11 protein-coding genes and 3 pseudogenes are annotated in these 13,939 nt (G+C 56.9%); 9 read left to right on the forward strand and 5 right to left on the reverse strand.

Translation table 11 applies throughout. From position 1 onward, the window contains the following. Positions 1 to 180: 180 nt before the first annotated feature. A pseudogene (locus WCA53_RS10615) lies at positions 181 to 306 on the forward strand (IS5/IS1182 family transposase); the annotation flags it as partial. A gap of 453 nt (positions 307 to 759) precedes the next feature. On the opposite strand, the gene WCA53_RS10620 reads toward WCA53_RS10615, so the two are convergent. The 3 genes and pseudogenes from WCA53_RS10620 to WCA53_RS10630 form a co-directional block, all read right to left on the reverse strand. After that, positions 760 to 897 carry a hypothetical protein gene (locus WCA53_RS10620; RefSeq protein WP_423908944.1) on the reverse strand — a complete coding sequence of 46 codons (138 nt, stop codon included), beginning with the start codon at positions 895 to 897 and terminating at the stop codon, positions 760 to 762. A 14-nt stretch (positions 898 to 911) separates the two neighbouring features. Then, positions 912 to 992: pseudogene (locus WCA53_RS10625) on the reverse strand (IS6 family transposase); the annotation flags it as partial. Positions 993 to 1,044: 52 nt separating this feature from the next. Next, on the reverse strand, positions 1,045 to 2,451 hold the full coding sequence (locus tag WCA53_RS10630; protein ID WP_423908909.1) for a RepB family plasmid replication initiator protein: 1,407 nt from the start codon (positions 2,449 to 2,451) through the stop codon (positions 1,045 to 1,047). Between the two features lie 1,048 nt (positions 2,452 to 3,499). On the opposite strand from WCA53_RS10630, the gene WCA53_RS10635 reads away from it, so the two are divergent. From WCA53_RS10635 to WCA53_RS10660, 6 genes and pseudogenes are all read left to right on the forward strand, one after another. Next, a complete protein-coding gene (locus WCA53_RS10635; RefSeq protein ID WP_423908914.1) occupies positions 3,500 to 4,711 on the forward strand; it encodes a ParA family protein in 1,212 nt (403 codons plus the stop codon). Then, positions 4,708 to 5,685, forward strand: a complete 978-nt coding sequence (locus tag WCA53_RS10640) for a ParB/RepB/Spo0J family partition protein (RefSeq protein ID WP_423908917.1) — start codon at positions 4,708 to 4,710, stop codon at positions 5,683 to 5,685. Before WCA53_RS10635 ends, WCA53_RS10640 begins: the two co-directional genes overlap by 4 nt. Before the next feature lie 1,312 nt (positions 5,686 to 6,997). Beyond that, positions 6,998 to 7,771: pseudogene (locus WCA53_RS10645) on the forward strand (DDE-type integrase/transposase/recombinase). A 195-nt stretch (positions 7,772 to 7,966) separates the two neighbouring features. Continuing rightward, complete coding sequence (locus WCA53_RS10650) at positions 7,967 to 8,242, forward strand: hypothetical protein (protein WP_423908920.1); 276 nt, start codon at positions 7,967 to 7,969, stop codon at positions 8,240 to 8,242. A gap of 140 nt (positions 8,243 to 8,382) precedes the next feature. Continuing rightward, positions 8,383 to 8,634, forward strand: coding sequence for an AbrB/MazE/SpoVT family DNA-binding domain-containing protein (locus tag WCA53_RS10655; protein ID WP_423908923.1), 252 nt, complete (start codon positions 8,383 to 8,385; stop codon positions 8,632 to 8,634). Beyond that, positions 8,631 to 9,029: a type II toxin-antitoxin system VapC family toxin gene (locus WCA53_RS10660; RefSeq protein WP_423908928.1), complete on the forward strand. Its 399-nt coding sequence runs from the start codon at positions 8,631 to 8,633 to the stop codon at positions 9,027 to 9,029. The genes WCA53_RS10655 and WCA53_RS10660 overlap by 4 nt, the downstream gene beginning before the upstream one ends. Positions 9,030 to 9,585: 556 nt before the next feature. Here WCA53_RS10660 and WCA53_RS10665 read toward each other — a convergent pair. Beyond that, positions 9,586 to 10,065, reverse strand: a complete 480-nt coding sequence (locus WCA53_RS10665; RefSeq protein ID WP_423908932.1) for an RES family NAD+ phosphorylase — start codon at positions 10,063 to 10,065, stop codon at positions 9,586 to 9,588. Beyond that, a complete protein-coding gene (gene parS / locus WCA53_RS10670) occupies positions 10,062 to 10,517 on the reverse strand; it encodes a type II RES/Xre toxin-antitoxin system antitoxin (protein ID WP_423908941.1) in 456 nt (151 codons plus the stop codon). Before parS ends, WCA53_RS10665 begins: the two co-directional genes overlap by 4 nt. 519 nt (positions 10,518 to 11,036) lie before the next feature. Here parS and WCA53_RS10675 point away from each other — a divergent pair. Both WCA53_RS10675 and WCA53_RS10680 read left to right on the forward strand, forming a co-directional pair. Continuing rightward, complete coding sequence (locus tag WCA53_RS10675) at positions 11,037 to 12,278, forward strand: DUF3500 domain-containing protein (protein WP_423908935.1); 1,242 nt, start codon at positions 11,037 to 11,039, stop codon at positions 12,276 to 12,278. Positions 12,279 to 12,501: 223 nt separating this feature from the next. Beyond that, positions 12,502 to 13,939: FAD-dependent monooxygenase (locus WCA53_RS10680; protein ID WP_423908938.1), on the forward strand; the 1,438-nt coding region annotated here is incomplete at its 3' end.

The following is a 13,939-nucleotide window of genomic DNA, read 5'->3' on the forward strand; positions in this document are numbered from 1 at the left end:
CGGAGTGCGCCCTTTTAATCAAGCAACGCACAGACACCGCCCGACGTGTTCCGGTAGATCGTCTGCTGTGCGCCGGGTGCGTTCCCCAAAGAAACTTAGTACTACAGCCGTAGATATAACAAGGCAGGAGGTACGCAGCCGCGTCGCCGGTCGTGGCATTGCTGGGCGCGGTAGGGGTGCCTGCAACCCGTTCTTGCGTACCGCCGCGCCGAGCATGGCAGTGGCCTCGGAAAATATCGATGGGTAGTCGAACGTACTCAAGCGTGGTTCCATAATTTCCATCGTCTTCAAGCGCGCTACGAACGACTTCACAAGATCCTGACTCCGTGTTTTCCGGCGACTCCGCGGCCGCGGTCTTGAGCGTCGCGTCGACCCAGCGAGTCGATTCGTCGAACCACGGGCTCGCGAACTCGTCGAGTATGCCGAGGCCTGGACCGTATTGGTTGGAGAAGTGCTGATCGATATGCAGGTAGACGAAGACAAGTTGCAGCTCTCCCCCGCCGACGATCCGCATACCATCGACCGGGCGAGTGCGAACTGAATCGCCTCGAGAAATGGGGAGACGCGCCGGTTCGACTTCGGGACGTTAGGGCGGGAGACGGTTAGTTGCATATGCGCGGGAAACGCGTCACTTTGACCTTAGGCGAACCGTAGCTTTTTCAAAACCGCGAACGACATTCGCTTCCATTTCCCGGATGCTCTTTTCCCCGTGCAAATGAGAGTTTCCCGAAGCGTTGAATCGGCGATTGAAATAGTCGCTCACGACCGGCAGGAGATCACGACGTGATCGACTCCCCAGTCACTGGTCAATGCGTAAGTCGCCGCCGCCGTGGCGACGAGATAACACAGCAGATCAGCATGGGCGTCGGGCAGGAGGCTCGTCTCGCGAGTTTTCATCCATCCACTTTTGACCGGAAATACCAACGCACTGCGCAACTGATGGCAGAGACCGGAAAGCGGTGACCGTGATAAAGCGACTTCGATTTCTTCAACACAGGATCTTACGCGACCCGCTCAGCAACGTGACAGAGCCGTGCAGACACTTCAGGCCGATGTACGGGACGAATTCATGCGCCCAAACACAAATTGTCCCAGATACCAAACCAGGTCCGTATTCGCGAGGATGTCCTGCTCCGTTACAGTCGAGGCGTCAAGTTTCATACGTCGGAGCATGAGTTTCCCCTGGCTCGACGTGACCCATGCGCGCACCAGTTCTTTCCGGATTTTTGCATCGGCGGAGTTGAAGTGTTCACGTCCCCTACGCGACTCCTCATTCATGCGTGCTCGGTCTTCGTCCTCGCGCGACGCCATGGCGCGTGCGATCGAACTCCGGGTTTCGTTTTTTGCGACGTCTGCTTCAGTTTCGTCGGTAAGCAGCTTTGCCTGCACGTCGACCATCGTCCGTTCGGCTTCAGACATTTTCCAGTTATCGCGCAGGGCTCTCATCAGGTAGCCGGCAGGACTCCTTTTCACCAGCCCACGATTAATCTTGAAGCGCGTGTATTCGACAGCTTGCTGGATGTGCGCATCGGTCCAGACCTCACGGTTCTCGGAAATGTCAGTGAACTGTTTAGTCGACAGGTTGAATTCATCCTTGAGAACCTTGTACAGGTGGCTGGCGTCAGCCAAGCTGGCCAAGGCAGCGTCGGCGGTATCCTTGCGTTTGAGCAGAAACCTTATGCGGTCGATTTTTTTCGACGTGCTGGACTCGGTCCTGGTTTCATACGTCAACTCGATATCCGATACCTCGTTGATCTCACGAACTGCCGGCTCAAGCCAGTCGCGCTTGAAGTATTTGAAGATGGCCGCGTTCGCACCCATTTTCCCAGGCCAGCTTCGCATGTCTTCAAGCCGTATCCATTCCGTTCGACCATCGGGGACACTCGGCAGGACCTGGTCATAAATCGCGCGCGCCAGGCTGCGCGTAAAAGCCGTCGAAATGCGCAGGCTCAGCCAGTGGGACTTTTTGGGATCGCGGATGTGCGGGACTAGCCGAGGATGGACGTCGAATCGAATGCGCCCTCTGTGGAACCCGACCATCCCCAGCAGTTGGACTGAGACCCACAGGTCGTGTTCATTGGGGTCCCGGTCGAGCGGCGTATCCGTGACCTGAATTTTCGCGTCCTGCGCTTCCTCTGCGATTGTGCGTAAGTGCTTGAGATTACGGCTGTCGTAGCGCATCAGCCACTTGAAGTAATTCAGTTCGACGTCGTACTGGTCTCGTGCTTCCTGCTCTTGTGCGACGATGAAATACGCAGCGTCAAGAAAGCGCCTCGCAGGCAGCCCCATGTTGACGATTTGGGTGAAGAAATTGTTCCGCTGGTAGCCGATTTCGCGATTCGCTTCGCTGATCGGCATACCTAGGTCGAACATATCCTCGAACAGCGCGAGCGCCATCTGACGAGGTGTCACTCGCGACTTGCCTGCTTCCGGATTGTCCTCCGCCGCCATAAACTCATCCGCTCTTCATTTTCACTGTCGCGAATGTAGCATGCGTAGGTGAGCTGTCAACACATACAACCTCACCATCAGTTGGCTGCACAAGGCTGTTTGCGACCTTAGCTGACTGACTTCGCACAATGAACCTCACCGCAGCACAATCAGCCTCACCACGATTAATCCGCTTTTACCGTCAACGCCTTATGCCGTGGCGCCGACAGCAGCGCCCTCCCCGTTCGGCACAGCCAACCTCACCTTTGCATCAGCAGGGTTTTTGTACACATCGGACCTCACCTTTGTGTGGAACGAGCCTCACCTTCCTACACAACGAAACTCACCTTCGTGCACAGCAAACCTCACCTTTGGCACAACGCACCTCACTTTTCGAATGTTAAGTCGTTGAACATAAACGAAGTCTTGTCTCCCTGTTGGTATGTTGGGTTGTTTTCTTTTTTAAAAAAACAAACCAACACGTCACTAGGAAATAGCACTTCTGTGAGCCACTGCGATGGTGAGGTTCATTGTGCAAAGATCCGGAGATCGACGGATGGTGAGGTTTATTGTGCAAACTCATGGTGAGGCTGATTGTGCAGAGCAGCAACTCTTGTACATACCCAGGTGTACTTTCACAGATATAAGCTTGCGATGCTCAAAGCACGCGATTGAAGGTGAGGTTCGTTGTGCAGTTTGAGAGCAACGACTAACGGTACCGGAGGACAATCAGCACAATGGACCTCACCCTGAGCCGTCGTTCCGTGCATTTGTTCATTTGTACAGCGACATCCTTGTAGAAACAGCACAAATGACCTCACCTTGAAGGCCGCGCCCGTGGATGACGGCGGGCTCACTGCTTGCAATCGAGGACAACGCTCCCGGATTTCGATGGTTTCGAAGGGGAGGCGGTAGTTTTACGCTTCGACGTACACATCCCACCGGGCGGAAATGAGACATGAATGGTCGTTTTCACTGAAACTTCCTATAGTAAACAGCAATTTATAGCGAAGTTTTCAAGTGTTTCATGTATTCTGAGCTTCATCGTAATTTTCGGAGAAACCTCAGAATGGTGAAAACGAGCCAACTTCCTGCTGTAGACCGAACTGTTCACCTTGAGCAGATTAGCCAGTTCGCTGAAAAGGTCTCGATTTTCACGGACGAGCTACGTGACACAATTCTTGCGCCCCGGCCGCGAAAGGCTGCACCCGTCTTCAAAACGGGGGAGATTGCCGAGATGTGCAATATCGCTCATTCTCAGGTCCAATACCTCGCCACCAAGAGTGACGGTGAGTTGCCGCCGGGCACTGCTGCAGGCACCGGTCGAACCCGCACTTTCACTCTGGAGGAAGCGCGCATCTGGGTCCAGAAAGTCTCTGACATCTATCAGACTCCGCTCGTGACCGGGACGCGTGAACCAGAAGGGAAAATCATCATCACGGCCCAGTTAAAGGGTGGGTCGGCAAAGACGACCACAACCATGTGCCTGGCACAAGGATTGACATTGCGCGGTCGCAAGGTACTAGTCATCGACCTCGATCCGCAGGCCTCGCTTTCCGAACTTTGTGGCCTTTATGCGGAGAAGGATGTGACGCCGGACGACACCATTCTGCCCTTCATTTACGACCAGGATGTCGAGGGTGGGTTGGAAGCACGGGTTCAGTCGACATACTGGGATGGACTTGACGTGATTCCGGCGCACACTGAATTAATCGGTGCAGAGTTCCATCTGCCCGCGATGCAGAAGATGAGGCCGGGCTTCCGATTCTGGACTGTGCTGCGGCAAGGACTAGAGCCGCTGCGCAAGCGCTACGACTACATCCTCATGGACACGTCGCCTTCTCTCTCGTACCTCAATTTGAATGCGCTGCTGGCCGCAGATGCGATGGTCATGCCGATGGTCCCTGAGAACCTGGACTTCATTAGCTCGTTGTCCTTCTGGCGCCTGTTTTCCGATGTGTCCAAGAGCTTCATTAAGTACGAGACGGACAAGAAATACGACTTTATTTCGCTGCTACTGTCGAGGGTCGATTATGGGCGTACCTCGTCCGCACCCATCGTGCGTGCGTGGGCACAAAGCGCCTACGAGAGCTGGTTGCATTCGATTGAAGTTCCGGCCAGTTCCGTGATGAGTACAGGAGCGCTGGCGTTCTCAACGGTATTCGATGTCAGCAGTACCCACAGCGCGTCCAAGTCATTGCAGCGGGTAAAGCAGCCCCTCGTCGATTACTGCCGATGGATCGATGAAATTTATTCGGAAAAATGGAGGAACGCGCAATGAGTAACATGCGTGAACAATTGCTGGCCAAAACGGCTGGCATCCGGGCGACTTCATCGATCAATCAAGATGAGGTGAAGCGTAGTACCCGAACGCAGACGGCCCCTGGGCTCGCGGGTGCATTGGCGGTAGCACAGCTCCGTGTGCAAGAGCTGGAGTCCACCGGTGCCGCCTCGCAATTGTTGGTGTCAGGTATCGTGGCGAACCCCTGGCAGCCGCGGCGGGTATTCAACGAGGCGAAGCTGTCGGAACTGGCCGAGTCCATTCGTGAAGTCGGGCTTATGCAGCCGATCGTGGTACGTCGCTCCGAGGAAATTTATCAGATTGTCGCGGGCGAGCGTCGGTGGCGTGCGCACAAAATGGTGGGACTCGACACTATCAAGGCTGTGGTTGTCGAATGTTCCGACGAGGACATGGCTGTGCTGGCCCTAGTGGAAAATGTCAGCCGTGACGACTTGTCCGATTATGAAATTGCCATGTCTATGAGGCAAACCGAGAAGGAGTTTCCTGACCGGAAGCGGATGGCCGAGGCACTGGGTATGTCTCGCAGTGGGCTCTACCAGTTCCTCTCGTTCGAAAATCTGCCCGACTTTATTAGAAATGACCTCGACATCCAGCCGCGCCTGCTTGGTGGGACCGCCGCCCAAGCGATTGTTGCGGCAATCAAGAAGCATGGCGACGACGGTCTGAACGCCGCAGTGGAACTATGGCCGCTCGTTGTGAAGGGTGACATGGACCAAGGAAAGGTCGCCGCGGCGATTAAGGCGTTGGCAACCCGGCGAACAACGACGACGAACTCCGCGAGCGAGCGGAGCATCGATAAGTTCTTCTCCGGCAAGGAGCACGCGGGCTCCATCACTAAGGACATCAGCGGTATCACGGTGAAAATCAAGTCGGGCGTGCTCACCGACGTGCAGGAGACGCAGATTCGCGAGCTTATCAGCCAGATGTTCCATGCTCAGCCTAAACCGAGCTGAGGAAAGCTCACCGCGACAAAGCCCGCCATGTGCGGGCTTTTTTGTTTTGTGTCCCCGGCGTGTCTAGAGTCTAGACACGCCCCGAGTGCGGTACGTTGCATTGGACCGATTTCAAGCGGCGCAGTCGTGTCTAGACTCTAGACACGACACCCGCAGCGGCGGCACCCCGTCTCGCCGCCCATTTGGGCACTAGCGTGTCTAGAGTCTAGACACGACATAGTTCTATCCCACTAGCCATGCCAACCCCCATGCGCAACCATTCATGTGCGAGCCCAGAGTCCAGACACCCACACGGCTGGCGGTCTGTTGAGCGGCGATCGTGGCGCTCAGTAGTACCCGGGCGCTGAACAGAGGGCGGTGGCGGATGAGTTGTAGAGTCTAGACAGGCTCTCGAACCGCGGGAGGTGCGGAGCGCGATTTTCAACGTGGTTGACTGGAGGATAATCCTGGGTGCAGGAGGTCTACAGAGATATAAACACGACGCGACACGGGGTAATCGCGTTCGCGCATTTCCGGTCCCCGCGAGACCCGGTCACCTCTCCAAAAGGGAATATCGTGGCCGAGAAAAACACCAGAGCGGCTGCTGCATCCACAACTACAGCGCACCAGGCCGCCGGAGAGCGCATCAAGGAGATAGTCGGGGCACATAGCCGAGCCTCTCGAAGCTTTGGCGACGACCGTATTCTGGTTCGTCGCCATCCTAGGAGTCGCTGCGGAGTGTAGCGTCGCTCTTGATTGGTCGCACGAGTCCTGCACGTGGACGCCGCGTTGAATATTTGCGGTCAGGTATCGTCACGAATGCGACTTGTGACGCGTCGTGCGCCGGCTTGCGAATTTCAGGACAATGATCAGCGGACAGGAACGCCGATTTGCTGCTGCAACAAGTCCCTGTCTCGAACGAAAAGCATCTCGGAATCCACGCTTGTCGCGTGCAAATTGATTAGGTTTTTGTCCCGGCGCTGACTCCACTGCCGAACTTGTCAATAACAGCCAGGCAGTTTGTTTCGTTTGTTTCGTTCGGACCGTGTTTAGAGTCTAGACACGTGCCCGAGAGCGCGCACCATTTACGGCCCCCGATCCAAGCGCGTCCATCGACGGGAAAACTACCCAAATCAACACACAGTCACAGCCCTCCCTCAATCGCGGATCGTGTCTAGGCCCTGGGCACGCATCGTTATTGGCGCGGCATTCTCGCATTTAAAAGGCATCGCGATTGATTTTTTCAACTTCGTAAAGGTTAAGGACGAGTCATGCCTGCGTGTAGGTGGTAAGGCTCGGTCACCTTGCTCAACTGGTCGCGCAAAGTTCTATGGTGAGGAAATCGAAGTCGCTTTCTCATGACCGCCGATTTCCGGCGTCTATGATCGGTTGCGTAATGCGTTGGTCTTTCTGGTTTCAGCTGAGCCGCGCGACATTGAAGTGTCGCTGTTCGAGCGTGGCGTGGTTGTTAGCTACACCACGAAGGAGTCCCGTAGGGACGAGACAACCCACCGTTGGTGCGAAAAGTTTGGCGCGAGCGTCGCGCACAGCGTCAAGATTGCGCGTTGCAAGCCCACACCGCATTCTCGACGAGATGTTTCTTGGGCTGCGCGGCAAGCCGCATCTGCTATCCCCTGCGGGACTCTTCGGGGCGTGGCGAACAGTCGATCAGCATGGTGCGAAACTCGGTATTGTGCTGCGGAAGCGTCGCGACACGGATTCGGCCCACCGTTCTCCCAAACGGTGCTGGCCTCTGGTCCCAACATGCCGCGCGGGATCGTGATCGACCAACCCCCAGCTACCGGGAAGCCAAAGCTGAGACTGCGACGACTGGCAAACGTTAAGCACGTCTTCGTCAAAGCCAGTCCACGAGTCAACAATCGCGCCGAAAACAGTCATCGGCCCGGGCGCGCAGGAGATTGCCGCGGATGCGGCTTTCGCGACCCGCGAACGCACCCAGAGATTCTTGTCGCGCTTCGGCCCAATCCGGCGCACTTAGCGCTCAGGCAACATTTACGATGCGTTTCGCTTGACGCAAACAACTCGGTAAACGGTTCGTCGAAGGGCACGTTTTACTGAGCTAGCTCAAAATCCGTCTGCTTTCTAGCTGGAGGCGCGCCTCTTGTGTTTGTTGTACCGTGAACCATCCAACAGGACAAAGCAAAACACGCGACGAACGGTCATCCATGAAGCCAACTACAACAACCACGCGCCACATTTGATGGCCGAAACGGCCTAATAATTGTCACCAGAGAGCCATGACATTCGAGTACTGTATAAACATACAGCCTGCGGGGATACCATGGAACAGTGGGTGCGCGTTCGGAACGAGCAAGATCGTCAGTTGTTGAAGTGGCTGATTGAGACCGTCGGCGAGACGGCAATTGTCAAGGCTGCGCGCGCGTGCACCACTGGTGACACCAAACCCTATCTATCTCAGGTGCGCGCTCATCTAGGCGTGTCCGTTCCACGACGCCCTACACAGCGCGCTCAGCCAGGCGAGGTCGGCGAACAGCACCTCCAAGCGATCTATCAGATCCTGCAGCGCCCGCGTATGCACCTCCAAGCAAGATTGTGAATCGACCGGTGCGCGGGCATTCTGGCGCCCTAACGGGTTCTTTTGCCAGCGCCAGCAAGCGTGCCATTACCAACGGGATTCTCATTGAGCTTGTATGTAAGGTGAAAATGCCTTACATTATTGCTTTTCGAGAGGACATCATGAGCACGCTAACCGTGACATCGAAAGGGCAGGTCACCTTACGCAAGGATGTTCTGGACCATCTGGGGGTTCAACCAGGGCAGCGCATCACGGTCGACAAGCTGCCGGACGGTCGGGTGGTTGTGAGTGCCGAGCACGCCAGTGAGCCAATCAGCGCGGTCTTTAATCTTCTGAAAAAAGAAAACCGTCCCGCGTTATCGATCGACGACATGAATGACTTGGCTGCGAAAGGCTGGGCCGGCAAGCGATGAAGATTACGGCCGATACGAACGTTCTTGTGCGCGCAATGATCGGCGACGACGAGCAGCAGGGCGCGCTCGCGCAATCGGAGCTCGCGGCGGCGGAACTTGTCGCGATCGCGCTTCCGTCGTTATGCGAACTGGTGTGGGTGTTGTCACAGGGTTACAAAATCACGTCCGATGAGATTGCCGACGCCGTTCGGCGTCTGACTAATGCCGCAAATGTTGTTGTAAATCGTCCAGCTGTCGAAGCGGGGCTGGCGTTGCTGGATGCGGGCGGCGATTTCGCGGATGGAGTTATTGCCTACGAGGGGCGATGGCTTGGCGGCGAAACGTTCGTGTCATTCGACAAAAAAGCGGTGAAGCGCCTTACGGCCCAGGGCAAGGCAGCTCGTCTTCTCGGGTGAGAGGGAAGGGAGTGCCAACACTTGGGGGATCGATCTTGGTACTCGACGTGTCGTAAGGCGCCATTCTGATACCTTAGCGCGCCCCAATCGAGATCAACACAAGCCGCGGCGACGCCAGCGCGCCTGCCTGATAATTAATCGATAGCAGACAAAACTGCGTCCAGAAAGTACTAGCGCCAATACCGCTTGTTAAGCCACGTGGCGGCAGCACAGCGTGGAACATTGTACCTAGATAAAATCAATATAAAAGTCTATATTAATCAAACACTTATAGGATGTTTATCAGAATGTTTCACGGATAACCCATTCATTCATAGGGACAAGGCAGATGTGGCCGAAGCTCTGGTGGACGATAAGGTGTTTGCGGGGGCCGGGCTTGACTAAATGTATTGAACATTACGTAAATCGTAACGATAAACCGCTCTGTCGTTCATTAGCTACCCCAGCAGCGCAAAGCTGTTCGACCCACATGGTAAAGGGCTCGACGACAATCAACATTGCTCGCGGACGTCAAAAGCGCAGCCGGGAGGACGGTCCTCGGCCCTTTTAGTGAGCTTCACTCGGTACCTTGCCCTTTAAGAAGTCGCAGAATTCTCGCGTCCTGATGAACTTTAAGTGCCATGGAGTCCGTGATCCAAGCAGCGTCCTCATGTGCGGGGTTCAAAACATAGTTGTAGGAGAAAGGCGTGACGGCACTCGGTACCTTTAAGAGCGCCGATGTTTTTCCCGACAGCCACTCGGTTCCCGCGTCCTGTGTCCATCGAACATTTTCACGCCAATCATCCGGCAGCGTGTCATCTCCGATTGCTGCGACGGTAAGTTCGTCGTTAGCTTCGACGCGCAATAGCTGATACGTGTCCGGAAGTGCTGCGAGACTTGGAAGTTCCTGATGAACTAATGTTTCAAGCAATGCGCCAGCGGGGTGCTCTGCCAGATAAACGACCGGCTGGCCAGCAAAGTGCCATCGGCCAGGCGCGCGTAGGCCGCCGATGCCTTTCAAATCGGCGTAGTTACTGATTCGCCATAGCACCATCACGCAAAATACCCTTCGTCGATCTGGATCAGCGCCTCTTCGACCAGACGCGCGCCGTGCTCGGTACTGGCCAAGTCCAGCGCCGTTTTCCCGGAGAATCGCTGTTGCGGGTTGCGAAGCCAGCGCATTGCCTTCTCAGCGTTTCCAAACGTTGTCCTTGCTTGCGCAAGCAGTCGTGCGAGGCGAATGGCCCTGTCCGACTCGTCTGTTGACAAACGTTCGTGATGCTGGCGCCGATGAGTTAATGTGCGCCTGGGAATAATGAACGCGAGCTCGTCGATTTTCAGGCCCTGCGCGATGAGTCGGCTGATTACATCCGCATCGATGCGCTCTATCGCGAGTGCTGCGAGATCCGCGTCGCTTTTAACGTGCGCATCCAGCAACTGCGCCAGAAGTAAGAACTCCCCGTGGCGCGGATCGGCTGATCCGGTCGGTTTGAAATCTATCGTCGCCATCATACTCTCCATTGGCAATTTGCGCTGACATTGTAGGCATTTTGCCGGACTATTGCACGCCGTTCCTATCCCTTCACCCGATGTGGCTGTCAGCCCGCTTAGGCAACTAACCGTCAATTCGAATTCAGTCCTAGTCATGCAACTGGCCCATTGCGCCAAGCCCCAGGGCGTTCCAACCAGGGTGGATGATTTTTTCGAGCTGCCTGAAAGTCTTTCAAGTTTGAGGGGAGTTATCCCGTCGCTAAACACGCATATATTGCAGTGAATGGAGACGGGGCACATTAATTCAATCCCTTTCGATTGCCGTCGACGCTACTGACCGGGTTTAGTCCCATCAGCAGTTCGCTAGTGCGGGCAAAACCATCGCCCCTGGGTCGATGAAATCGTCAACGCATCTATCGAATCTCGGCCTTCGAACCTAAGAGCACACAAGAAAACCGGGTCGCCTTTGGCGAACCAGGCCAGTCGACATGACTGATCGCAGAGACAACTCGATACATCGAGTGGGAGGCATAAGGTATGGCAGGAGAAACGGCACATTTCGGATTGCGCAACTGGCCGCCGGCGCCAGCAACCCGACCATTTCAGTTGACGCCGCGCCAGCAGTCGATGCTCGATCAGGCTCGGGCCGGCCTGGTCGAGCCGTTTAGCGGGGTTATCTGCCCTGTCCCGGGCACCCAGGAGCGATCCCCGCTCGCTACATCGCACGCCTCGACAGCCTCGCTGCTCGACGCGGCGCGCACCTTTCTCGCGACTCTCGACGTCGAGCAGCGGCGCGTCGCCTGCCACGCAATCGACGACGAGGCGTGGCGGCAATGGTCGAACATTCATCCCTGGTTGATTCCGCGCAGTGGCGTCAATCTCGCCGACTTGAGCCACGGCGAGCGCGAGGCAGCGCTGGCACTGCTGCGCGAGACGATGAGCGAAGCGGGTTATCAGACTGCGCGCGACGTCATGCGACTCAACGAGCACGCCCTCGAAATATCGGGCAAGCCGGATGAGTACAACGAATGGTATTACTGGGTCAGCATCTTCGGGACGCCGTCGCCGAACGAGCCGTGGGGCTGGCAGATCGATGGCCATCATTTGAACGTCAATTGCTTTGTGCTCGGCGACCAGCTCGTGATGACGCCGACCTTCATGGGATCGGAGCCGGTGCTGGCGCGGTTCGGCAAATATAGCGGCACTCGCGTGTTTGCTGCCGAAGAAGAGCAAGGTCATGCGCTGATGAGCGCACTGTCGGCCGAGGCACGACAACTGGCGACCATCGGCACTGAGCTGCCGAGAGAAGTGTTTGCCGGTGCGTACAACGATAACCGGCATATCGAGCCGGGCGGGATCCGTTACGCGGCGTTGCCGCAAGAAGGTCGCGAGCGTCTGGAGGCATTGCTGGCGACCTATATCGGGCAATTACGCGGCGGTCATGCCGAACTGCGATGGGCCGAGGTCAAACACCATCTCACCGATACCCAGTTCGCCTGGATCGGCCCGTTCGACGATATCAATCCGTTCTACTACCGTATCCTGAGCCCGGCGATCCTGGTCGAATTCGACCATCAACCCGGCATCGTGTTCGACAACGATAAGCCGTCCCGCGATCACATCCACACACTCGTGCGCACGCCGAACGGCAGGGACTATGGCAAGGATCTGCTGCGCCAGCATTACCTCCAGTGGCACACCCATGAGCCACGCGCTCACTCGCACGCGGGCAGCACGGCTGAGTCTGCCGGCGCGAATGCGGCGGGATCGCAGAAGTGACTGTCCAGACGATGGGCCGGCCCGATCCACACAGAATGGACGCAGCGCGAGTGCATCGATTGTGGAATGCCGCAGGAAGACCGGCTCGCTAACGCTACAGCCCGGAAGCCAGGCATCGCCGGTGTCTGCAACTGCACACGGACGCCGGTGCTATGGCTCGACTCATTCACGATGTAACTCGGGGGTCAGCCACCCGAGTCGTTCTAACAATACAAAAACGGAGATGAAGATGCAGATGGAGGAGTCTTTCGATGTGGTCGTCGTCGGCGGCGGACCAGTCGGCCTTTGGCTTTCTTGCGAACTACGGCTAGGCGGCCTGAATGTGGCGGTAATCGAGCGTCGCGAGGAAAGAATTTTGCAATCGCGGGCAGGCACGATGCACTGCCGTACGCTCGAAATGTTCGACCTGCGCGGACTGGCCGACAGATTTCTCGAGAGCGGCAAACCGATTCCCTCCTGGCACTATGGGATGCTCGACACGCGGCTCGACTTCTCGCCGCTCGACAGCCGGTTTCCGCATGCACTCAGGATTCCGCAAGCGATGACCGAGAAAATCGTCAGGGAACGCGCCGCCGAACTTGGCGTCGTCTACCTTGGTGGACATAACGTCGAGGCGATCCGTCAGGATCATGCCGGAGTCACGGTCGAAGGCGTAAAGGATCAGAAACCCTTCGGCCTGACGGCGAGCTACCTCGTCGGTTGCGACGGCGCACGCAGTCTCACGCGTCAACAGGCTGGCATCGGGTTCTCGGGCCACGAAGCGACGCATACGTGGCTGCTGGGCGATGTCAGGCTCGACCTGCCGGATGGAAAGTCGATGCTGACGGTGTACAACGAACACGGCGGCATCATGATTGCGCCGCCCGGCGAGGATGGCCGGCGTCGCATCGTTGCGACCACGCCCGACGAAAACGATCTCAGCCTGCTCAGGAAGGAGACGACGCTGGACGACCTCGCCCGCGTGACGCGACAAGTCCTCGGTAGCGACTACAACATGCATGACCCGTTCTGGCTTTCGCGCTTCTCCAACGAGACTCGGCTTGCCGACCACTATCGCAGCGGCCGGATATTCCTCGCCGGCGATTCCACCCACGTTCACCTTCCAGCCGGTGGACAGGGGATGAATATCGGCCTGCAGGATGCGTTCAACCTCGGGTGGAAGCTCGCCGCTGTCGTCAAGGGCGAGGCCGATGAAAGCCTGCTCGACAGTTACGAGGCGGAGCGCAGGCCGATCGGCGAGCAGCTTCATGACAACACCCTGACCCAAAACGTGCTCATGACGGCGTTCACTCACGGCGGTCTCGGCTTGCGCAAGATGGTTTCCGATTGCATGGCCTTTCCGGCCGTCAACGAAAAGCTGGCGGCGCAGATTTCCGGCTTCAGCCACGGCTACGACGATGTGGGAGCGATGCGTGCCTTTTCAGATGCGCCTTGTTCCACGGGCATCTCTGGCACCGGTATTCGCGCTCCCGATCGTCGGGTCCGTCAGGCGGATGGATCGGAAGTCTTCGTCCACGAACTGCTTGCTTCGGGCCGCTGGGTTCATCTGTCGTTCGAGCCGCGCGCAGCCGTGCCACTCGCCGATGCACTGCCCGAAGAGGCCGTCATTCAGGTCCGCAGCAGCGAGCGCCCGCAGAAATTTTTCGAGGGCGCGGCGGCCG

This window comes from Caballeronia sp., from assembly GCF_049581465.1.
Lineage (GTDB): Bacteria > Pseudomonadota > Gammaproteobacteria > Burkholderiales > Burkholderiaceae > Caballeronia.

Bases quoted from the DNA above. Each gene is read 5' to 3' on its own strand.
- WCA53_RS10660 (WP_423908928.1), top strand. From the start codon at position 8,631: ATGAAGATTACGGCCGATACGAACGTTCTTGTGCGCGCAATGATCGGC.
- WCA53_RS10635 (WP_423908914.1), top strand. From the start codon at position 3,500: ATGGTGAAAACGAGCCAACTTCCTGCTGTAGACCGAACTGTTCACCTT.
- WCA53_RS10655 (WP_423908923.1), top strand. From the start codon at position 8,383: ATGAGCACGCTAACCGTGACATCGAAAGGGCAGGTCACCTTACGCAAG.
- parS (WP_423908941.1), bottom strand. From the start codon at position 10,517: ATGGCGACGATAGATTTCAAACCGACCGGATCAGCCGATCCGCGCCAC.
- WCA53_RS10650 (WP_423908920.1), top strand. From the start codon at position 7,967: ATGGAACAGTGGGTGCGCGTTCGGAACGAGCAAGATCGTCAGTTGTTG.
- WCA53_RS10675 (WP_423908935.1), top strand. From the start codon at position 11,037: ATGGCAGGAGAAACGGCACATTTCGGATTGCGCAACTGGCCGCCGGCG.
- WCA53_RS10630 (WP_423908909.1), bottom strand. From the start codon at position 2,451: ATGGCGGCGGAGGACAATCCGGAAGCAGGCAAGTCGCGAGTGACACCT.
- WCA53_RS10640 (WP_423908917.1), top strand. From the start codon at position 4,708: ATGAGTAACATGCGTGAACAATTGCTGGCCAAAACGGCTGGCATCCGG.
- WCA53_RS10620 (WP_423908944.1), bottom strand. From the start codon at position 897: ATGAAAACTCGCGAGACGAGCCTCCTGCCCGACGCCCATGCTGATCTG.